Genomic DNA, 21,467 nt, shown 5'->3' with positions numbered 1-21,467 from the left:
CCATGGGAGCCGAACGCACCGCCCTCGACGGTGGCCGCTGGCATCTGAATCACGGCCCCATCGACATCGTGGCCGAAGCGCACGGCGATGCGGTGGAAGTGGCCGTGGCGCACGAGCACGCATGGCGGCGCTTCGGCACCGTCCTCGATGAGCTCGTCGGCGAACTCGCCTTGCTGCGCCAGCCGGTCGGTGCGGAATGCGCGCTTCGCGGTCCCATCGCGCAACGCATGTGGCTGGCCTGCGCGCCGTTCAGCGCGGGCTTCATCACGCCGATGGCTGCGGTGGCGGGCGCGGTCGCGCAGGAACTCATCGGCTGCTTCGATCGGCCCGGCATCGAGCGCGCATGGATCAACAACGGCGGCGACATTGCGCTGCATCTCGCACCGGGGCATTCGGTGCGCGTCGGCCTCTTTGCCGATCTCGCGCGCTTCGATCTGCGCGACAGCGGTCCACTCACGACCGACGGCCGCTTCGAAATCTCGGCGGACATGCCGGTGCGCGGCGTCGCGACCAGCGGCTGGCGCGGGCGCAGCTTCTCGCTCGGCATCGCGGACAGCGTGACCGTGCTCGCCGCAACGGCGGCCGAAGCCGATGCCGCCGCGACCGTGATCGCGAACGCGGTGAACGTCGAGGACCGCGGCATCCATCGTCTTCCGGCCAACGAATGCAAGGACGACAGCGACCTCGGCGATCTGCTCGTCACGCGCGACGTCGAACCCCTTGCGCCCCACCAGGTGCACCGCGCACTGGATGCGGGCGTTGCTCGTGCCGAGGCGCTGCAACGCATGGGTCTGGTGGGGTCGGCGATGCTGGTTTGCCAGGGGCAATGGCGCATGGTGCAGCCCTTAAGCTCGCGGGTGACGGCCCTGCTGCCGCAGAGGGCGGCCACTGGCGCCGGCGATGCAGTTGGTTCAGTATTTGCTTAACGAAAAGCAGGACTTGTTTTCATGATCGATATACGCCGTGTCTTCACCCAGGTCGAGACCATCTACCACGAGTTCGGCCCCCGAGCCGCAACGCCGCTGGTGCGTGGTGCGATCGCCGCGGTGCTGACCAATCCGTTCGCGGGCCGCTACGAGCCCGACATCCTTCCGATGATGAAGCTGCTCGATCCGGTGGGCCTGGAGATGGCGCACCGCCTGCGCGCTGCGATGGACGTGCCGGTCGAGCGCATCGCGACCTACGGCAAGGGCGCGATCGTGGGCGCCGCCGGCGAACTCGAGCACGGCGCGCTGTGGCACGTGCCCGGCGGCTATGCGATGCGCGAGCTGCTCGGCTGGAAGGGCGACCGCGATGCGTACCGGCAGGGCAAGGCCGAGGAGAAGACGGGCCAGCCCGGCAACGCACTGGCGATCGTGCCGTCGACCAAGAAGGTCGGCGCGCCCGGCACCACGCTCGACGTGCCGCTCACCAACATCAACGCCAGCTACGTGCGCGGCCAGTTCGACGCCTTCGAAGTGCGCGTGCCCGGTGCTCCCGCTGCGGACGAGATCGTGTTCATCCTTGCGATGAGCACCGGCTACCGCGTGCACGCACGTGTGGGCGGCCTGCTCGCAGAAGACATTACCAAGTGGGATGGACTCCGATGAATACCAGCATGCAATCAATCCGTAGTGGATCCGTTTCAGGAACACCGTGGAACCGGCTTTGCCGGGCCAGTGGTGTTGCCCCCGGCGAGGGGTGGAGAGCGACACGAAGTGCGCGAGCCTGGGGGAGCACGTATGAGTGCCAACATCCGCAAGCTCGTCGTGCAGGTCGATGAGACCCGCAAGGAAATGGGCAAGACCATCGAGCCGCCCACGCGCCGCGCCGTCGCGATCGCCGTGATCGAGAACCCGTACGCGGGCCGCTACAGCGAATCGCTCGACGAACTGATCGACATCGGCGAAGAGCTCGGTGCACTGCTGGGCCAGAAGGCGGTCGCCGCGCTCGGCATCGAGCCCGGCCGGGCGCAGAGCTACGGCAAGGCCGCGATCGTCGGCGAGGCCGGCGAGCTCGAGCACGCCGCGGCGATCCTGCATCCCAAGCTCGGCGCACCGCTGCGCGCGGCGGTGGAGAAGGGCGCCGCGCTCGTGCCCTCCGCCAAGAAGCGCGGCACGCTGGGCACCGCGATCGATGTGCCGCTGGGCCACAAGGATGCGGCCTTCGTGCGCAGCCACTTCGATGCGGTTGAAGCGCGGGTGTCGGATGCGCCGCGCGCCAACGAGATCGTCGTCGCGGTCGCGGTGACCGACAGCGGCCGTCCGCTGCCGCGCATCGGCGGTCTGCAAGTGTCTGAGATCAAAGGCGTCGACGGATTGAGATGACTCTCCCCAGGCTCGCGCACTTCGTGTCGCTCTCCACCCCTCACCGGGGGCGATACCGGTGGCCCGGCAAAGCCGGTTCCACGGTATCCCTGGCAATGAACCCGTATCCTTTTTATGTCCCAAGGAGTTTCCCGATGACCCCATTGCGTTTCGCCTTCACCGCGGCCGCCGTCGCCACGCTTGTCACCGCACTCGTTCCTGCGCACGCGCAGGGCGTGATCAAGATCGGTGAAATCAACAGCTACAAGGCGCAGCCCGCCTTCCTCGAGCCCTACAAGAAAGGCATGGAACTCGCGATTGACGAGATCAATGCGGCGGGCGGCGTCAACGGCAAGAAGATCGAGCTGATCAGCCGCGACGACAACGCCAACCCCGGCGATGCCGTTCGCGTGGCCGAAGAACTGGTGTCGCGCGAGAAGGTCGACATCCTCGCGGGCACCTTCCTGTCGAATACCGGCCTGGCCGTCGCCGACTTCGCCAAGCAGAAGAAGTTCTTCTTTGTGGCCGGCGAGCCGCTCACCGACAAGCTCACCTGGCAGGGCGGCAACGCCTACACCGTGCGCCTGCGCCCGGGCACCTACATGCAGGCCGCGATGCTCGTGCCCGAAGCCGCCAAGCTCAAGAAGAAGCGCTGGGCGGTGGTCTACCCCAACTACGAATACGGCCAGTCGGCGGTCGCGGCATTCAAGACGCTGCTCAAGGCCGCGCAGCCCGACGTCGAATTCGTCGCCGAGCAGGCCACGCCGCTCGGCAAGGTCGACGCCGGTAGCGTGGTGCAGGCACTCGCCGATGCGAAACCCGATGCGATCTTCAACGTGCTGTTCGGCGCCGACCTCTCGAAGTTCGTGCGCGAAGGCAACACGCGCGGCCTGTTCAAGGACCGCGAGGTGGTGAGCGTGCTGACCGGCGAGCCCGAGTACATGGATCCGCTGAAGGACGAAGCGCCCACGGGCTGGATCGTGACCGGCTATCCGTGGTACGGCATCACCACGGCCGAGCACAAGAAGTTCGAACAGGCCTATCAGGCCAAGTTCAAGGACTATCCGCGCCTGGGCTCGGTGGTGGGCTACAGCATGATCAAGTCGGCCGCTGCCGGCATCGCGAAGGCCAAGAGCACCGAGCCCGAGAAGCTGGTCGCGGCCTTCAAGGGTCTGCAGGTGGACACGCCCTTCGGCAAGATCACCTACCGCCCCGAAGACAACCAGTCCACGATGGGCGCGTTCGTCGGCCGCACCAAGAACGAGGGCGGCAAGGGCGTGATGGTCGATTACGTGTACCTCGACGGCGGCGACGCCAAGTACCAGCCGTCCGCTGCAGAGGTCAAGAAGTCCCGTTCGGTGGACTGACTGAGCAAGTGAGGCGAACGGGTCATGAGCTTTTCCGGTTTCATCGTCCAGCTGCTCAACGGGCTGGCGAGCGCGTCGTCGCTGTTTCTCGTCGCGGCGGGTCTGTCGCTGATCTTCGGCGTCACGCGCATCGTGAACTTCGCGCATGGCTCGTTCTTCATGGTCGGCATCTATGTCGCGTACACGCTGGTCGACCGGCTGGGTGGTGGCATGGGGTTCTGGCCCGCACTGGTGCTTGCGGCCCTGGCGGTCGGCGTGCTCGGCGGCCTGATCGAAGTGGTGCTGCTGCGGCGCATCTACAAGGCGCCGGAACTCTTCCAGCTGCTCGCGACCTTCGCGCTCGTCCTCGTCATCAAGGACGCGGTGCTGTGGTTCTGGGGGCCCGACGAACTGCTCGGGCCGCGCGCGCCGGGGCTCGCTGGATCGGTGTCGATCCTCGGGCGGCAGTTTCCTTCGTATGACCTGTTCCTGATCGTCGTCGGGCCGGTGGTGCTCGGACTCGTGTGGATGCTGCTCACGCGCACGCGCTTCGGCACACTGGTGCGCGCCGCGACGCAGGACCGCGAGATGGTCAGCGCGCTCGGCGTGAACCAGGCGTGGCTCTTCACGGCGGTTTTCGCGCTCGGCGCATTGCTGGCGGGGCTCGGCGGTGCGCTGCAGCTGCCGCGCGAACCGGCGACGCTGGAGATGGACCTCAACACCATCGGCGCGGCCTTCGTGGTCGTGGTGGTCGGCGGCATGGGATCGATTCCCGGTGCCTACGTTGCCGCACTGCTCATCGCTGAAATCAAGGCGATCTGCATCTGGCTCGGCGTGGTCGATGTGTTCGGGCTCAGCGTGTCGTTCTCCAAGCTCACGCTGGTGGTCGACTTCCTGGTGATGGCGGTGGTGCTCGTGTGGCGCCCGTGGGGGCTGTTCGGCCGGCCGCAGGCGCCGAGCCGCTACGTCGGCATGCAGGAAGAGCCGCTGCGCCGTCCGGGCAAGACCTACCTGATCGCCGCCAGCGTGTTCGGCCTCGTGCTGGCCGCCGTACCGCTGATCACCGCCGACTCGCCCTATACGACGGTGCTGATGATCGACCTGATGATCGCCGCGCTGTTCGCGACCAGCCTGCACTTCATCATGGGTCCGGCGGGCATGCATTCCTTCGGCCACGCGGCGTACTTCGGCCTGGGCGCGTATGGCGCCGCGCTGCTGGTGCGCGCGAGCGGCATGCCGATGGAGTTGGCGCTCATCGTCGCGCCGCTGGTCGCTGCGATCGGCGCCTTCGTTTTCGGATGGTTCGCGGTGCGGCTCTCGGGCGTGTACCTCGCGATGCTCACGCTGGCCTTCTCGCAGATCACTTGGGCCATCACCTACCAGTGGGACAGCTTCACCGGCGGCAGCAACGGGCTGACCGGCGTGTGGCCTTCGGCGTGGCTCTCTGACAAGCGGGCCTACTACTGGCTGACGCTGCTGCTCGTCGGCGCGGGTGTGCTGTGGTTGCGGCGCGTGCTGTTCTCGCCCTTCGGCTACACGCTGCGCGCGGGCCGAGATTCGGCGCTGCGCGCGGACGCGATCGGCATCGACGTGAAGCGCATGCAGTGGGCGGCCTTTGTCATCGCCGGCGCGGCGGCGGGGCTGGCTGGCGCGCTCTATGCGTTTTCCAAAGGCAGCATCTCGCCGGAATCGCTCAGTGTGGGCAAGTCGGTCGACGGCCTCGTGATGGTGCTGCTCGGCGGCATCCAGACGCTGGCCGGCCCGGTGGTCGGCGCGGTGACCTTCACCTGGCTGCACGACACCGTCGCGCGCAACACCGACTACTGGCGCGCGATGCTGGGCGGGATCATCCTGCTGCTGGTGCTGCTGTTCCCGCAGGGCATCGCGGGCTTCGCCAAGCAGCTGTTCGACCGCAAGCGGCACGTCACGGAAGCCGCCGAACTCAAGGAAGCGAAGGCATGAGCCTGCTCAAGGTCACAGAACTCGGCAAGTCCTTCGGCGGCGTCAAGGCCGTCGACGGCATCAGCTTCGATCTCGCGCCCGGCGAGCTGCTGGCGCTCATCGGGCCGAACGGCGCGGGCAAGTCCACCACCTTCAACATGGTCAACGGGCAGCTCAAGGCCGATCGCGGCTCGATCCTGCTCGATGGCGAGGAGCTCGTCGGCAAGAAGCCGCGCGAGATCTGGCGCCTGGGCGTGGGCCGCACCTTCCAGATCGCCGAGACCTTCGCTTCGCTCACCGTGGTCGAGAACGTGCAGATGGCGCTCTTGTCGCACGACCACAAGCTGTTCTCCACCTGGCGCCGCGCCGCCGATCACCGGCGCGACGACGCGCTCGCGCTGCTCGACCAGGTCGGCATGAAGTCGCAGGCCGACCGCCCGTGCAGCGTGCTCGCCTACGGCGACGTGAAGCGCGTGGAGCTCGCGATCGCGATGGCCAACAGCCCCAAGCTGCTGCTGATGGACGAGCCCACCGCCGGCATGGCGCCCAAGGAGCGCAACGCTCTCATGGCCCTGACCAAGCAGCTCGTCATCGATCGCGGCATGGCGGTCCTCTTCACCGAGCACAGCATGGACGTGGTGTTCGCGTATGCCGATCGCATGATCGTGCTGGCGCGCGGACGCTTGATTGCACAGGGCAAGCCGCTCGAGATCCGCGACCATCCGAAGGTGCAGGAGGTCTATTTCGGCAGCGGCAAGACTTTCGAGAAGATCGCCGAGAAGGCGGCCGCGGTGAACGTGGCAGTGGGAGAAGCGGCATGAGTTCTCATGAAGTGTTGCTCGAAGCCAAGGCACTTTGCGCGTGGTATGGCGCGGCGCAGATCCTCTATGACGTGGATCTCGAAGTGCGTCGCGGTGAAGTGGTTGCATTGATGGGCCGCAATGGCGCGGGCAAGTCCACCACGCTCAAGGCGCTGATCGGCATGCTCGGCAAACGCCGCGGCGCGGTGCGCTTTCTCGGCCATGACATCTCGAAGGCCGAGCCGCATCACGCGGCGCGTCTGGGCCTCGGCTTCGTGCCGGAAGACCGGCGCGTGTTCACCGATCTCAGCGTGATGGAGAACCTCGAAGTCGGCAAGCAGGCTGCGCGCCGCTGGAGCGATGGCACGGACGCGCCGCTGTGGACGCCCGAACGGCTGTTCAAGCTCTTCCCCAACCTCGGCGAGATGCCCAACCGTCCGGGCGGGCGCATGAGCGGCGGCGAGCAGCAGATGCTGACCGTGGCGCGCACGCTGATGGGCAACCCGTATCTGGTGCTGCTCGACGAGCCCTCCGAAGGCGTCGCGCCGGTGATCGTCGAGCAGATGGCGAACATGATCCTGGAGCTCAAGGCGCAGGGCGTGAGCATCCTCTTGTCGGAGCAGAACATGCACTTCGCCGAGCTGGTGTCGGACCGCGCATACGTGCTCGAAAAGGGCCAGATCCGCTACCAGGCCACGATGGCCGAACTGGCGGCCAACGACGAAGTGCGGCGTGCCTATCTCAGTGTCTGAATCCTTTCATCAACCCGAGGAGCGACCCATGCACAACACCCAACGCAGATCCCTCTTGAAGTCCGCCGCAGCCCTGGGGCTGATCGGCGGTCTTGGCGCTTCGGCGCCTTTGTTCGCGGCGGCCAGGATCAAGCCCGGCGCCAACGCGGCGCTGATCGTGGTCGACGTGCAGAACTGCTTCGTCGACGGCGGTACGCTGCCGGTGAAGGGCGGCGCGGAGGTGGTGCCGCTGATCAACAAGCTCGCGGGTTCGTTCGAGAACATCGTGGTCACGCAGGACTGGCACACGCAGGGCCATGCGTCGTTCGCCAGCGCGCATGAGGGCAAGAAGCCGTTCGAATCCACCAAGCTGAGCTACGGAACGCAGGTGCTGTGGCCCGACCATTGCGTGCAGGGCACCGACGATGCGGCGCTGCACAAGGACCTGAAGCTGCCGACCGCGCAGATCATCATCCGCAAGGGCTTCCACAAGGACATGGACAGCTACTCGGCGTTCGAGGAAGCGGATCACAAGACGGCGACCGGCCTCGGCGGCTACCTCAAGGCGCGTGGGATCAAGACCGTGTTCGTGACCGGCCTCGCCACCGACTTCTGCGTGGCATGGACCGCGATGGATGCGCGCAAGGCCGGTTTCAACGTCTACGTGATCGAGGACGCCACCCGCGCGATCGATCTCAACGGCTCGCTCGCCGCGGCGTGGAAGCAGATGAGCGCGAAGGGTGTGAAGCGCATCCAATCCACCGACATCGAAACCGTTTGAGTCGGTTGCGAATGATCGGGTTCGACCTGACGGTCAACGGACGCCGCGTCGAACTCGCCGCTTCTCGCGAGGCGACGCTTTTGCATGTGCTGCGCAACGACCTGGGGCTGAACGGCCCCAAGTACGGCTGCGGGCTCGGGCAATGTGGCGCCTGCACCGTGTGGGTCGATGGCGTGGCCGCGCGCGCCTGCGTGATTCCGGCGCATGGCGTCGCAGGACGTGAGATCACCACGTTGGAGGGCCTCGGCTCGCGCGAATGCTGGCACCCGGTGCAGCAAGGCTTCGAGGACGCACAGGCCGCGCAATGCGGCTATTGCCTCAACGGCATGGTGATGCAGGCGGCGGCGCTTCTGGCGCGCGAGCCGAACCCGAGCGAGGCGCGCATCCGCAGCGAGCTTTCGGGCAACCTGTGCCGTTGCGGCACACACGTCGAGATCGTGGACGCGGTGCAGCGCGCCGCACTGTCACTGGCCGGAGGCGCCGACTCGTGACGCGGCGAGCCGACCTGCCTCGCACGCGCAGCGAATTCCTGAATGCCGACGGCGTGCTCGTCATCGTGCGCGAGACGCCGCCCGCGCCGCCGCAGGCCAATGGCCAGCCCACGCTGATTGCCGGCAATCCGGCCGAGGGGCCGGAGGTGCTGCTCGCGGTCTGGGACGACGGCAGCGTCACCGCGCTGAACGGCCACGTCGACCTCGGCACCGGCATCCAGACGGCGCTCTCGCAGATCGTGGCCGAGGAACTCGACGTGCCGCTGGTGCAGGTGCGCATGATGCTCGGCGACACCGCGCGCGCGCCCAATCAAGGCGCGACGATCGCGAGCGCATCGATCCAGATCCATGCCGGCCCGCTGCGACACGCAGCGGCGCAGGCGCGCGCTTGGCTCGTGATGCAGGCGTCGGAGCGGCTCGGCGTGCAGCCTTCACTGCTCACCGTGCAGGGAGGCCGCGTGCATGCGGGGGACGCTCCGGCGTTCAGCCTCGGCTTCGGCGAGCTGGTTGCCGATGCGCGCACCGTGCTCGAACTCGACACCGTCTCGCGCCTGAAAGACCCGGCGGACTACCGCATCGTCGGCAGTCGCATTCCCCGTGTCGACATTCCGGCCAAGCTCGCGGGCGAGCTCACCTTCGTGCACGACATGCGCGTGCCGGGCATGCTGCACGGGCGCGTGGTGCGGCCCCCGTATGCCGGCGCGGACCATGGCGATTTCATCGGCAACACGCTGGAGTCGGTCGATGAATCGTCGATCGCGCACATCCCCGGCATCCATGCGGTGGTCGTCATCCGCGACTTTGTCGGCGTCGTCGCGGAGCGCGAGGAGCAGGCCGAACAGGCGATGCGTGAACTGCGCGTGCAGTGGAAACCGTGGCCCGGCCTGCCGGCGCTCGACGATCTCGAAGGCGCGCTGCGCGCCAATCCCGCGACGCAGCGCCTGCTGGTCGACGAAGGCGATGTGGACGGGGCACTCGCCAGCACGGCCCGATCGATGCCGCGCACTTACGTCTGGCCCTACCAGATGCATGCGTCGATCGGCCCCTCCTGCGCGCTCGCGCAATGGGAACCTGGCGACAGTTTCAAGCTCCGCGTGTGGGCCGGTTCGCAGAACCCGCACGTGCTGCGCGCCGATCTCGCGAAGCTCACGGGCCTCGACGACGTGCAGATCGACGTCGTGCGCATGGAGGCCGCGGGCTGCTACGGCCGCAACGGTGCGGACGATGTCGCGGCCGACGCAGCGCTGCTGTCGCGTGCCGTCGGTGCGCCGGTGCGGGTGCAGCTCACGCGCGAGCAGGAGCACGCCTGGGAGCCCAAGGGCGCAGCGCAGCTGATGCAGGTGCGCGGCGGGCTCGATGCGGACGGCAACGTCGCCGCCTACGACTACGAGACCTCCTATCCGTCGAACGGCGCACCGACGCTCGCGCTGCTGCTCACGCGCACCGCCCTACCGGTGGCCCAAGCCTTCGAGATGGGCGACCGCACCGCGCGGCCACCTTACGCGTACGCCAACCTGCGCGTGAAGGTCAACGACATGGCGCCGATCGTGCGCGCCTCGTGGCTGCGCGGCGTGTCGGCCTTGCCGAGCTCGTTCGCGCACGAGTCGTATGTCGATGAGCTGGCGACCGCGGCCGGCGTCGATCCGGTCGCATTCCGGCTGCGCCATCTGCACGATCCGCGCGCGGCAGACCTGGTGCGCGAGACCGCGCAGAGAGCCGGCTGGCGCATGCGCACCGGCCCGCAGGAGGATGCCGACGGCGATCACCCTTCAAGGCGCGCTGACGCGCGCGTGGGCCCGGGCGGCGACATCCTCTTCGGCCAGGGCTTCGCCTATGCGCGCTACGTGCACAGCAAGTGGCCGGGCTTCGGCGCGGCGTGGTCCGCGTGGGTCGCGGACGTCGAGGTCAACCGCAAGACCGGCGAGGTGCATGTGCGCCGGGTGGTGGTCGGGCATGACGCGGGGCTGATGGTCAACCCGGCCGGGGTCGAGCACCAGATTCACGGCAACGTCATCCAGACCACCAGCCGCGCATTGAAGGAGCGCGTGCGCTTCGCGGAGCAGTCGGAGCCCGGCAGGCAACTGCAGCCCGGCGTCTCGCCCTCGGGCGTGGTCGCGAGCCGCGAGTGGGGCAACTACCCGATCATCAATTTCCGCGAAGTGCCGGTCATCGAGGTCGTGCACATGCAGCGGCCCGGCGAGCCGCCGCTGGGGGCGGGCGAATCGTCGTCGGTGCCGGGCACCGCGGCCATCGCGAATGCGATCTTCGATGCGACGGGCGTGCGTTTCAGGTCGCCGCCGTTCACGCCGGAGGTGGTCCGTGCGGCGCTCAACCCGCTGCCGCCGCCTGCAGAAGCCCAACCGCAGGAAGCCCGACCGCGCGCCACGCCGGCCGGTGCGCCGCGGCCTCGCCGGCGCGGGCTCTGGGCCGGTGCGGGTGCGCTGTTCGTCGGCGCCATCGGTGCCGTCGCCGGCCTGCTCGGATCGCGCCCGGCGATCGCGCCGGTCTCGTTCAGCGCGCCGGCCTACAGCGAAGCGACCATCGAGCGCGGCCGCATGCTCGCGGCGCTCGGCGACTGCGCGGTCTGCCATACCGCGCCGGGCGGTGCGCCCCATGCCGGCGGCCGTGCGATGGAAACGCCCTTCGGCACCATCTACACCACCAACCTCACGCCGGATGCCGAGACGGGACTCGGCCGCTGGTCGTTCAGTGCTTTCCAGCGCGCGATGCGCGAAGGCATCTCGCGCGATGGCCATCGCCTGTATCCCGCCTTCCCGTACACCGCCTTCGCCAAGACCAGCGACGACGATCTGCAGGCCCTCTATGCGTATTTCATGTCGCTGCCGGCGGCGCGCGCGGAAACGCCGGAGGCGGAACTGAAGTTCCCGTTCAGCGCACGGCCGCTCATGGCGGGATGGAACGCGCTCTTCCACGATCCCTCGCCGATGCAGCCGGTCGCGGCGCAGAGCGCCGAGTGGAATCGCGGCGCGTACCTCGTCAACGGCCTCGGCCACTGCGGCGCCTGCCACACGCCGCGCAATGCACTGGGCGCGGAGCAGGGGGCGCGGCCGTTCTCTCGGGCGCGATGGTGGAGGGCTGGGAAGCCCCGGCGCTGACATCGCTTTCGACGTCCGCGGTGCCGTGGAATGCCGACGCCCTCTACGACTACCTTCGCCATGGCCACGCACGGCATCACGGCGTCGCGGGCGGCCCGATGGCGGAGGTGGTGCGCGAACTTGCCGCCGTGCCCGACTCGGACATCCGCGCGATGGCGACCTACCTCGCCGCCTTCAACCCCCCGCTGCCGGACGAAGCCGCTGCCACCCAGGCGCAACAGGCGATGGCCCGCGCGGCCGCGGGGCAGGGCCGCCTGCTCGGCGCCGGCCAGCGCATGTTCGACGGCGCCTGCGCGGCCTGCCACCACGATGGCGACGGCCCCACGCTGCTGGGCGTGAACACGCCGCTCGCGCTCAACAGCAACCTGACGAGCGCGCGGCCCGACAACCTGCTGCGCACCATCCTCGAAGGGGTGCGCGAGCCGGCCTCGCGCGACATCGGCTTCATGCCGGCCTTCCGCGAGGTGCTCGACGACGCGCAGATCGCCGAACTCGCCGGCTACATGCGCGCCCGCTTCGCGCCGCAGGAGCCGCCGTGGCAGGACCTGCGCGGCAGCGTCGCCCGGGTGCGTGCGGCGAGCGCCGCGCACGCGGGTCCCTGAGGGGCGCCACGAGATCGGCGCTCTCCCGTACGATCCGCAACGCAGAGGCCGAACGACCGGCCCATCACCCCTGGAGACCCGCATGACCTCGACGCTTTCGACCGCCCAGTCCCTGCCTCGCGATGCCGAGCGCGCCACCCTCGTCGGCCGGCTCTGGGTGCCGGACATCGGCCCGGTGCTGGTGGCGGTGCACGAGGGCGGGCTGCACGATCTCTCGCGCGTCGCGGCGACGATGAGCCAGCTGCTGGAGCTCGATGATCCCGTCGGCGCGGTGCGGCAGGCGCTGCGCGACGAGCGCATCCAGCGCGTGGCCTCGCTGGAAGCCGCGCTCGCCAACAGCGACGAATCCAATCGCGACGCGCAGCACCCTTGGCTGCTCGCCCCCTGCGACCTGCAGGCGGTGAAGGCCAGCGGCGTCACCTTCATCGCCAGCCTGCTGGAGCGCGTGATCGAGGAGCAGGCGCGGGGCGATGCATCCAGGGCCGAATCGATCCGCGCGGCGCTCGGCGGCGTGCTCGGCGACAACCTCGCGGGCATCGTGCCCGGGTCGCCGCAGGCCGCGAAGGTGAAGGACGTGCTGATCGCCCAGGGCGCGTGGTCGCAGTATCTGGAGGTCGGCATCGGCCCCGACGCGGAAATCTTCACCAAGGCGCCGGTGCTGTCGGCGGTGGGCACCGGCGCGGACGTCGGCATCCATTCGGGCTCGGCGTGGAACAACCCCGAGCCCGAGGTGGTGCTGGCGGTCAACAGCCGCGGCCAGACGCTCGGCGCGGCGCTGGGCAACGACGTCAACCTGCGTGACTTCGAAGGCCGCAGCGCGCTCTTGCTCGGCAAGGCCAAGGACAACAACGCCTCGTGCGCGATCGGGCCCTTCGTCCGGCTGTTCGACGATCACTTCGGCATCGAGGACGTGCGGCGCGTCACGGTGGGCCTGCGCGTCAACGGGCCGGACGGCTTCACGCTGAACGGATCGAGCTCGCTCTCGAAGATCAGCCGCGATCCGCTCGATCTCGTGTCGCAGGCGATCGGGCCGCACCATGCCTATCCCGACGGGCTGATGCTGTTCCTCGGGACGATGTTTGCACCCACTCAGGACAGGCACGGCCCAGGGCAGGGCTTCACGCATGTGGTGGGCGACCGGGTGACGATCTCCGCGCCCGAACTTGGCGCGCTGGAGAACAGGGTTGTGCACTCGGAGGACGCGGCGCGGTGGACCTTTGGCATCGGCGCATTGATGCGCAATCTGGCGGGACGGGGGCTGGTTTAGTTCACCCCCAGGCTCGCGCACTTCGTGTCGCTCTCCACCCCCTCTCCGGGGGCGAACCCGGCGGCCCGGCGGAGCCGGTTCCGCGGGTTCCCTGGCATTGGCCAGGCCGACTACGTTCGGCCCAGTCGCCAGCGCTGGGCCCCCAGCAGAGCGAAGACCCCCATCACGCTGGCCGCGAGCAGGACCCAGAGGCCCGGGGTGTAGCCGCCCGCAGGCGTCCACAGCAGACCGAGCAGCAACGGCGCCAGGGCCCGGGCAATCGCGCTCGGCAGCCCGAGCGCCCCGTTGAGCGTGGCCACCTGCTCGCGGTCCACGTACTGCGCGATCGCCGTGCCCTTGACGATCGTCAGCATCCCGTTGCCCATCCCGTAGAACAGCACGAACCACAGCGCCGCCGCCGGATGCCCCGCGCCCGCGATCAGCGTGGCGAGGCCGAGCGGAATCAGGCACGGAATCAGCCGGTTCGCGAGATGCAGGTCGAAGTGATGCTCGAAGAAGAAGAGCAGCACGCGGCCCAGCACCTGCATGAGCCCGATGCTCGCCGGCACCGCGATCGCCCAGGCCTCCGGCAGACCGGTGCCGCGCAGCAGGCTCACCATGTGCGGCGGCAGCGCGGCCGTGACCGCCATCAGCAGGACGGTGAAGATGCCCACCATCAGGAAAGGAACGCTGCGCAGGTGGTTTGCGGCCGGGCGCGCCGTGGCGGCCGCGCCGGAGGCCGGTCGATGCGCAGGCTTCGGTGCATGGCGCAGCAGCCGCGCGTGCAGCGGCACGCAGACGAGGAGATGGATCGCCGCCAGCACCCACAGCGCATGCCGCCACCCGAGCTGCGCGATCAGCCACGCGCCGAGCGGGATGAAGACCGTGCTTGCCAGTCCGCCAAGAAAGGTGAGCGTGATGATCGCGCGCCGGAAGTCATTCGGAAAGCGCCGCGTCACGATCGCGAACACAGGGTTGTAGAGCGTTGCCGCCAGCGCGCCGCCGAGCAGCAGCCACACCGCATAGAAGGCGGCAGCGCTGTCGATGAAGCTGTGGATGACCAGGCCGGCCGCGATCAGCAGCGAGCCGCCCGTCATCACCGCGCGCTCGTGGCCGCGATCGATCCAGCGGCCCACCGGCCAGTGCCATCACGCCTTCGGCCAGCAGCGCGAGGCTGAAGGCCAGCGATGACTGGGCGCGGCTGAGCCCGAGCTCGCGCTCCACCGGCTCCAGCAGCAGCGCGAAGAGATAGAAGACGCTGCCCCAGGTGACGAGCTGGCCCACCGAGAGCAGGGCGACGAGGCGGCGGTCGTAAGGGGTTGGTGTGGAGGTGGTCGTTGCGGGCGAGCCCATGGCTGCCGACTTTAGCGGCCCCTCATGTCAGCCCGCCGCGCGCAACGCGCGCCGGTACTGCACCGCCTCCGCGACGTGCGCGACCTCGATGGCGTCCGACCCCGACAGATCCGCGATCGTGCGCGCCACCTTCAATGCCCGGTGCGTGCTGCGCGCCGACCACCCCAGCTTCGCCGCTGCCGTGTGCATGAACTTCAGCGCATCGGGCGCGAGCGACGCATGCCGGTCGATCTCGGCGCCCTGAAGCGCGTGGTTGGTCTTGCCTTGTCGTTCCAGTGCAAGCTCGCGCGCACGGACCGCGCGCTCGCGGATCGCGCCGGTCGATTCGCCGGCGGGCGCATCGAGCAGTTGCTCGGCCGAGACCGCGGGCACCTCGATGTGGAGGTCGATGCGGTCCAGCAGCGGCCCGCTGAGTTTGCCCTGGTAGCGCGACACCTGATCCGGCGTGCAGCGGCAGGTCTTGAGCGTCGATCCCAGGTAGCCGCAGGGGCAGGGGTTCATGGCCGCGAGCAACTGGAAGCGTGCCGGGAATTCCGAGCGCCGCGCGGCGCGGGCGATCGTGATGGTGCCGGTCTCCAGCGGCTCGCGCAGGGCTTCGAGCGCCATGCGCGAGAACTCCGGAAACTCATCGAGAAAAAGCACGCCGTGATGCGCCAGCGAAATCTCGCCCGGCCGCGGCGGCGAGCCGCCGCCGACCAGCGCCACTGCGCTCGCGGTGTGGTGCGGGCTGGCGGTGGGCCTGTGCATCCAGCGCTCGGTCGCAAAGCGGCCGGCCAGGCTCGCGATGGCGGCGCTTTCGAGTGCCTCCTCGATTCGCATCGCCGGCAGCAGCCCGGCAAAGCGCTGCGCGAGCATCGACTTGCCCGAGCCCGGCGGGCCGACCATCAGAAGGCTGTGATTGCCTGCAGCGGCGATCTCCAGCGCCCGCTTGGCGCCGGCGTGGCCCTTGACGTCGGCGAGGTCGGGGTGCAGCCCGGCCGTTGCCGGCGGCACGGGCACGATCCGCGCCCATCCTTCCCCGGCTTCCCCGGCGGGTGCCGCCGGCTCGCTGCCGGCCGGCAGGAACTGCTGCACCACATCGAGCAGGTGCCGCGCACCATAGACCTCCGCGCCGGGCACCAGCGCGGCCTCCTGTGCACTCTCCGCAGGCAGCACCAGCCGCGCCGCCACGCCGCGCGTGTGGAGCGCCAGCGCCATCGCGAGTGCGCCGCGCACCGGCCGCAACTGCCCGGAGAGCGACAGCTCGCCCGCGAACTCGTGGCCGGCCAGCCGGGCGGCGTCGATCTGCCCGCTTGCCGCGAGGATGCCCAGCGCGATCGGCAGATCGAAGCGCCCGGAATCCTTCGGCAGATCCGCCGGGGCGAGGTTGACCGTGATCCGCTTGTTGTTCGGGAACTCGAGGCACGCGTTCTGGATGGCCGATCGCACGCGCTCGCGCGCTTCCCTGACCTCCACATCGACCAGCCCGACCAGCGTGAAGCTGGGCAGGCCGTTGGCCAGATGCACCTCGACCGTGACGCTGGCGGCCTCCAGGCCCAATAGCGCGCGGCTTTGCACCAAACACAAACTCATTGACACTCCCTTTCACCAAGATGGTGCACCCATCTTTTCTTGTTCGTCACGACGTACATGCCTCGCGCAACCTTTGTTAACGGGTCTTTGAAACGCTTTGGCACGCTCCCTGCTTTGACGTGGTTTCACACCACTTTCAAAACACTCCGAGGAGTCACTCGATGATGCACCGCAAATCCGACCAGATTCTGGCCGTGATCGCCCTAGCCACTTTGCCGATGATCGCGAGCGCGCAAAGCACCGACGCAAGCGCGGCGGCGCCGGCTCCGAACCTCACGGGCAATGTCTCCGTGACCACGAACTACAAGTTCCGTGGCCAGGACCAGGACGTCCTCGGGCGCAACGACTACGCCAAGACCAGCTGGTTCAAGCCCGCCATCCAGGGTGGCCTCGACTACGTCTTCGGCGACAGCGGCTTCTACGTGGGCAACTGGAACTCCAGCGTCAACTGGCTCAAGGGCAACTCCGTCGAGATGGACTTCTACGGCGGGTACAAATTCAAGGCCGGCGTCCTCGACCTCGACGTCGGCGTCTACCAGTACTACTACCCCGGCAACACCGCGGGCAACACCACCGAGATCTACGGCGGGGCCTCGTGGACCGACGAGAAGATCGGCACCTTCGCCGGCAAGTATTCGTGGACGGTTTCCAAGGACTACTTCAATTACGCCGGTCACCAGGGCGGCTCGGGCCTGGACGGCCAGAACACCGGCTACCTGAACCTGTCGTACTCGAAGGAGATCTTCCCCAAGGTCACCTTCAAGACCGCGGTGGGCTACACCTTCCTGAGCAGCGACATCCGCAGCCTGGGCTACAAGAGCTTCTTCGACTACAACGTGGGTGCCTCCTACGACTTCGGCAGCGGCCTGTCGCTGACCGGCTCGATCCAGGGCGCCACCGAACAGAGCGCCTTCAACCTGGTGGCCAATCCCGGCGTCGAGATCAACGGCATCACCTACGGCCAGACCACCTTCTCGCCGAACAAGCCGCGGTTCATCCTCATGCTGACCAAGACGCTCTAGTAGTCCCCGCGGACGCGGCCCGGACAGGCCGCGCCGTTTTCATCCATCTGTAGGAGAACATCATGAAGCTGGTCACAGCCATCATCAAACCCTTCAAGCTCGACGAAGTGCGCGAGGCGCTTTCGGCCATCGGCGTGCAGGGCATCACCGTCACCGAGGTCAAGGGCTTCGGCCGCCAGAAGGGCCACACCGAGCTGTACCGCGGCGCGGAATACGTCGTTGATTTCCTGCCGAAGGTCAAGATCGAAGCCGCTGTGGCCGACGAGCTCGTCGAGCGCGTGATCGAGGCGGTCGAAGGCGCCGCACGCACCGGAAAGATCGGCGACGGGAAGATCTTCGTCTACGACCTCGAGCAGGTCGTCCGCATCCGCACTGGTGAAACGGGCCGCGAAGCCCTTTGATCCGCAAGGCACGAAAGACAAACCGAAATGAAAAAATTCCTTGTTTCACTCGCGCTCGGATTGAGCGTGCTGGCTGCCGGCACATCCGGCTTCGCGCAGACCACACCGGCCGCCCCCGCCGCCCCGGCAGCAGAGGCACCGGCACCCGCGGCGGCAGCGGCGGCTCCGGCTGCTGCTCCTGCGGCTGCGGCACCCGCCGCGGCAGCACCCGCCGCAGCGGCAGCAGCGCCCGCCGCCGCCCCTTCGTTCAACAAGGGTGACACGGCGTGGATGCTGGTCTCCACGCTGCTCGTCATCATGATGACCGTGCCCGGCCTCGCGCTGTTCTACGGCGGCCTGGTCCGCAGCAAGAACATGCTGTCGGTGCTGATGCAGGTCATGGTCACCTTCTCGCTGATCGTGGTGCTGTGGATGATCTATGGCTACAGCCTCGCGTTCACCGAGGGCAACGCGTTCATCGGCGGCTTCGACCGGCTCTTCATGAAGGGCATCTTCGATCCGGCCACCGGCGTCTTCGCGCCGGGCGCGACCTTCAGCAAGGGCGTGTACATCCCCGAGCTGTTGTTCGCCGCCTTCCAGGCCACGTTCGCGGGCATCACCTGCTGCCTGATCGTCGGCGCCTTCGCCGAGCGCATCAAGTTCTCGGCGGTGCTGCTGTTCATGGCGATCTGGTTCACCTTCAGCTATGCGCCGATCGCGCACATGGTCTGGTTCTGGATGGGCCCGGACGCCTACACCGGCAAGGAAGTGGTCGACCAGATGAACGACAAGGCCGGCCTGATCTGGCAGTGGGGCGCGCTCGACTTCGCGGGCGGCACCGTGGTGCACATCAACGCGGCCGTTGCCGGTCTCGTGGGCGCCATCCTCGTGGGCAAGCGCATCGGCTACGGCAAGGAAGCCTACACGCCGCATTCGCTGACGCTGACCATGGTCGGTGCCTCGCTGCTGTGGGTGGGCTGGTTCGGCTTCAACGCCGGTTCCGCGCTCGAAGCCGGCACCAGCGCCGTGCTCGCCTTCATGAACACCTTCTCCGCCACCTCCGCCGCGGTGCTCGCATGGTGCCTCGGTGAAGCGATGATGCGCGGCAAGGCGTCGATGCTCGGCGCTGCGTCGGGCGCCGTCGCGGGCCTCGTGGCGATCACGCCGGCTGCCGGCAACGTCGGCCTGATGGGCGCGATCGTCATCGGCCTGGTCGCCGGTTTCGCCTGCCTCTGGGGCGTCAACGGCCTCAAGCGGATGCTCGGCGCGGACGACTCGCTCGACGTGTTCGGCGTGCACGGTGTCGGCGGTATCGTCGGCGCGCTGCTCACCGGCGTGTTCAACACCCAGGTGCTCGGCGGCCCCGGCCTCGTGGGCGACTGGGTGACGGCCACCGTCACCTCCAACGGCATCGGCGCGCAGGTCTGGATCCAGCTCAAGGCCGTGTTGCTGACCGTCGTGTGGTCGGCCGTCGTGGCCTTCATCGCCTACAAGATCGTCGATCTCACCATCGGCCTGCGTGTGAGCGAAGAGGAAGAGCGCGAAGGCCTCGACATCTCGGCGCACGGCGAAACCGCCTACAGCCGCTGATGGCGGACGGGCCGCATGGCGCGGCCCGTTCATCCCGCCAACAGCCTTTCTCGACAAGATTTTTCTTTTTTCGCTGCGAGGTTCTCCTCTGGATGTTCGACCCGTCAGCGCTTCGGCGCCAGCGGGTCTTTTTTGTCTCGATTTGCCCCTAAGCTGGCGCCATGTGGACCACACTGACCGACAGCCTGAGCCAGCTCGGTGAATCGCCCTTCTGGCATCCCCTGGAGCGCTCCCTCTATTGGCTCGACATTCCCGGCCGCGCTGCGCTGCGCACGCGCGGCGACATCCACAACCCGACCGTCGAGCGATGGGACATGCCGACCGAACCCGGCTGCATGGCACCCGCGCGTAGCGGCGGGGTGGTGATCGCACTGCGCGACGGCATCTATCGCGCGCGTGAGTGGGGCGGCACGCTCAAGGCACTGGCACGCGTGGACCACGACGTGCTCAAGATGCGCTTCAACGACGGCAAATGCGATCCGCTCGGCCGCTTCTGGGCCGGGACGCTCAATGAGGCCAAGGACGGCGCCAACGCCGCGCTCTACTGCCTCGACGCACGTGGCGGCCGTGCGCCCGCCCTGAAGCAGATGGCGAACGAGGCCACCACCGCGAACGGGCTGGCCTTCTCGCCCGATGCCGACACCCTGTACTGGGCCGACACCGCGGCGCATCGCGTGGTCGCCTGGACCTGGGCGGCGCGTGTCAACACCCTGTCGCGGCGCCGCGTGTTCCAGCAGTTTGACGAAAAGCCGTCCGGCTGGACGCCGGAGTCGCCGCTGCGCTACCAGGGCCGCCCGGACGGCGCCACCGTCGATGCCGAAGGCCACTACTGGGTCGCCATGTTCGAAGGCGGCCAGTTGATGCGCTTCGCGCCCTCGGGCGAGCTGGTGGCGTCCCTGCCCACGCCGGTGCAGTGCCCGACCATGCCCTGCTTCGGCGGGGACGATCTGCGCACGCTGTTCGTGACCACCGCGCGTCGGGGCAGGCCGGCGTCAGAGCTCGAATTGCGTCCTGCATCAGGGCATGTGATCGCGATGCGTGTCGCCACGCCGGGCCTGCCGGTGAATTTCTTCGAGGACTGAGCGCCATCCCGGCGGTACCATCGCCGCCCATGGACCCAGCCCTTCGCCAGATCACCGAGCGCGTCCGCGCTGCCGCCGCCGAGGGCACGATGCTGTCCATCCGTGGCGGCGGCACCAAGGATTTCTATGGCGAACCGCCGCAGGGCGAACCCCTCTCCACCACCGGCCTGACCGGCATCGCCAGCTACGAGCCGAGCGAACTGGTCGTCACCGTGCGCGCCGGCACGCCGCTGGCCGAACTCGAAGCGGCGCTCGCCGAGAAGGGCCAGTGCCTCGCGTTCGAGCCGCCGCGCTTCGCCGACGGTGGCACGGTCGGCGGCATGGTCGCGGCGGGGCTCAGCGGTCCGTCGCGCGCCAGCGTGGGCTCGGTGCGCGACTTCGTGCTCGGCGCGGTGCTCGTCAATGGACGCGGCGAGGTGCTGACCTTCGGCGGGCAGGTAATGAAGAACGTCGCGGGCTACGACGTCTCGCGCGTGCTCGCGGGCTCGCTGGGCGTGCTTGGCGTGATCGCGGAAGTGAGCCTCAAGGTGCTGCCGGTCGCGCCCGCCGAAGCCACGCTGGAGTTCGCGTGCACGCAGGCGGATGCACTGCGGCTGCTCAACGAGTGGGGCGGCCGCCCGTTGCCGCTCAACGCGAGCATCTGGCGCGAGCGTGAGGGCACCGGGGTGCTCTCGCTGCGTCTGCGCGGCGCGGTCGCGGCGGTGGAGGCGGCCTGCACGCACCTCGGCGGCGAGCGGCAGGACCCCGCGCAATCGGCCGCCGGATGGCAGTCGCTGCGCGACCTTCGGCATCCGTGGTTCGCAAGCCACGCGGAGCACGACCTCTGGCGTCTTGCGGTGCCGCAGACCGCACCGGTGCTCGATATCGCGGGCGTTCCGATGATCGAATGGCACGGCGGCCAACGCTGGTATCTCGCGCCGCCCGATCAGCGTCCGCAACTCCGCGCCGCCGCGCAGGCGGCAGGTGGTCACGCCACGCTGTTCAGGCCATCGGACGCGCACGGCCATCGCGTGCTCGGCCGCTTCGATGCGCTGAGCGCGCCGGCCCTGCGCATCCATCGCGCATTGATGCAGGCGTTCGATCCTCACGCCGTCTTCCATCGCGGGCGGCTCTACCCCGAAGCCTGAAC

At 68.5% G+C, this 21,467-nt stretch carries 19 protein-coding genes; 17 read left to right on the top strand and 2 right to left on the bottom strand.

Annotation, left to right across the window (positions count from 1 at the left end; genetic code table 11):
* The first annotated feature begins 2 nt into the window (after positions 1–2).
* The 12 genes from ACQ858_RS21210 (at position 3) to ACQ858_RS21155 (ending at position 13,360) form a co-directional block, all read left to right on the top strand.
* Positions 3–926: a UPF0280 family protein gene (locus tag ACQ858_RS21210; RefSeq protein WP_431274500.1), complete on the top strand. Its 924-nt coding sequence runs from the start codon at positions 3–5 to the stop codon at positions 924–926.
* A 21-nt stretch (positions 927–947) separates the two neighbouring features.
* Complete coding sequence (locus ACQ858_RS21205; RefSeq protein WP_431274499.1) at positions 948–1,589, top strand: amino acid synthesis family protein; 642 nt, start codon at positions 948–950, stop codon at positions 1,587–1,589.
* Positions 1,590–1,721: 132 nt separating this feature from the next.
* The gene (locus tag ACQ858_RS21200; protein ID WP_431274498.1) at positions 1,722–2,306 is read left to right on the top strand and encodes an amino acid synthesis family protein; all 585 of its coding nucleotides are present in this window, start codon (positions 1,722–1,724) and stop codon (positions 2,304–2,306) included.
* Between the two features lie 134 nt (positions 2,307–2,440).
* Positions 2,441–3,652, top strand: coding sequence for an ABC transporter substrate-binding protein (locus ACQ858_RS21195; protein WP_431274497.1), 1,212 nt, complete (start codon positions 2,441–2,443; stop codon positions 3,650–3,652).
* A 24-nt stretch (positions 3,653–3,676) separates the two neighbouring features.
* Entirely contained in the window at positions 3,677–5,593 is a 1,917-nt protein-coding gene (locus ACQ858_RS21190; protein WP_431274496.1) for an ABC transporter permease, read from the top strand.
* Positions 5,590–6,393 carry an ABC transporter ATP-binding protein gene (locus tag ACQ858_RS21185; RefSeq protein WP_431274495.1) on the top strand — a complete coding sequence of 268 codons (804 nt, stop codon included), beginning with the start codon at positions 5,590–5,592 and terminating at the stop codon, positions 6,391–6,393. Before ACQ858_RS21190 ends, ACQ858_RS21185 begins: the two co-directional genes overlap by 4 nt.
* Complete coding sequence (locus tag ACQ858_RS21180; RefSeq protein ID WP_431274494.1) at positions 6,390–7,124, top strand: ABC transporter ATP-binding protein; 735 nt, start codon at positions 6,390–6,392, stop codon at positions 7,122–7,124. The genes ACQ858_RS21185 and ACQ858_RS21180 overlap by 4 nt, the downstream gene beginning before the upstream one ends.
* 28 nt (positions 7,125–7,152) lie before the next feature.
* On the top strand, positions 7,153–7,884 hold the full coding sequence (gene pncA / locus ACQ858_RS21175) for a bifunctional nicotinamidase/pyrazinamidase (RefSeq protein WP_431274493.1): 732 nt from the start codon (positions 7,153–7,155) through the stop codon (positions 7,882–7,884).
* Between the two features lie 11 nt (positions 7,885–7,895).
* Positions 7,896–8,375 carry a (2Fe-2S)-binding protein gene (locus ACQ858_RS21170; protein WP_431274492.1) on the top strand — a complete coding sequence of 160 codons (480 nt, stop codon included), beginning with the start codon at positions 7,896–7,898 and terminating at the stop codon, positions 8,373–8,375.
* Positions 8,372–11,491, top strand: coding sequence for a molybdopterin cofactor-binding domain-containing protein (locus ACQ858_RS21165; RefSeq protein WP_431274491.1), 3,120 nt, complete (start codon positions 8,372–8,374; stop codon positions 11,489–11,491). Before ACQ858_RS21170 ends, ACQ858_RS21165 begins: the two co-directional genes overlap by 4 nt.
* Positions 11,461–12,093 (top strand): c-type cytochrome, encoded by a 633-nt coding sequence (locus ACQ858_RS21160; RefSeq protein ID WP_431274490.1) that lies wholly within the window; start codon positions 11,461–11,463, stop codon positions 12,091–12,093. Before ACQ858_RS21165 ends, ACQ858_RS21160 begins: the two co-directional genes overlap by 31 nt.
* Positions 12,094–12,175: 82 nt before the next feature.
* Positions 12,176–13,360: a fumarylacetoacetate hydrolase family protein gene (locus ACQ858_RS21155; protein ID WP_431274489.1), complete on the top strand. Its 1,185-nt coding sequence runs from the start codon at positions 12,176–12,178 to the stop codon at positions 13,358–13,360.
* A 110-nt stretch (positions 13,361–13,470) separates the two neighbouring features.
* Here ACQ858_RS21155 and ACQ858_RS21150 read toward each other — a convergent pair whose 3' ends face one another.
* Together ACQ858_RS21150 and ACQ858_RS21145 are read right to left on the bottom strand one after the other, a co-directional pair.
* Positions 13,471–14,475, bottom strand: coding sequence for an MFS transporter (locus tag ACQ858_RS21150; RefSeq protein ID WP_431274488.1), 1,005 nt, complete (start codon positions 14,473–14,475; stop codon positions 13,471–13,473).
* Positions 14,476–14,719: 244 nt separating this feature from the next.
* On the bottom strand, positions 14,720–16,264 hold the full coding sequence (locus tag ACQ858_RS21145) for a YifB family Mg chelatase-like AAA ATPase (RefSeq protein ID WP_431274487.1): 1,545 nt from the start codon (positions 16,262–16,264) through the stop codon (positions 14,720–14,722).
* Between the two features lie 164 nt (positions 16,265–16,428).
* On the opposite strand from ACQ858_RS21145, the gene ACQ858_RS21140 reads away from it, so the two are divergent.
* The 5 genes from ACQ858_RS21140 to glcE all read left to right on the top strand — a co-directional run bounded on the left by ACQ858_RS21140 (position 16,429) and on the right by glcE (position 21,465).
* Entirely contained in the window at positions 16,429–17,286 is an 858-nt protein-coding gene (locus tag ACQ858_RS21140; RefSeq protein WP_431276916.1) for a TorF family putative porin, read from the top strand.
* Between the two features lie 62 nt (positions 17,287–17,348).
* Complete coding sequence (glnK, locus tag ACQ858_RS21135) at positions 17,349–17,687, top strand: P-II family nitrogen regulator (protein WP_088955064.1); 339 nt, start codon at positions 17,349–17,351, stop codon at positions 17,685–17,687.
* Positions 17,688–17,714: 27 nt separating this feature from the next.
* Positions 17,715–19,256 carry an ammonium transporter gene (locus ACQ858_RS21130; protein WP_431274486.1) on the top strand — a complete coding sequence of 514 codons (1,542 nt, stop codon included), beginning with the start codon at positions 17,715–17,717 and terminating at the stop codon, positions 19,254–19,256.
* Between the two features lie 161 nt (positions 19,257–19,417).
* Positions 19,418–20,338 carry an SMP-30/gluconolactonase/LRE family protein gene (locus tag ACQ858_RS21125; protein WP_431274485.1) on the top strand — a complete coding sequence of 307 codons (921 nt, stop codon included), beginning with the start codon at positions 19,418–19,420 and terminating at the stop codon, positions 20,336–20,338.
* 29 nt (positions 20,339–20,367) lie between these two features.
* Positions 20,368–21,465, top strand: coding sequence for a glycolate oxidase subunit GlcE (gene glcE / locus ACQ858_RS21120; protein WP_431274484.1), 1,098 nt, complete (start codon positions 20,368–20,370; stop codon positions 21,463–21,465).
* Positions 21,466–21,467: the final 2 nt, after the last annotated feature.

It is taken from the genome of Variovorax ureilyticus (assembly GCF_050632185.1).
Lineage (GTDB): Bacteria > Pseudomonadota > Gammaproteobacteria > Burkholderiales > Burkholderiaceae_C > Variovorax > Variovorax ureilyticus_A.
The sequence above is the reverse complement of the archived record's forward strand: the minus strand, read 5'-3'. Positions and strand labels throughout refer to the sequence as shown.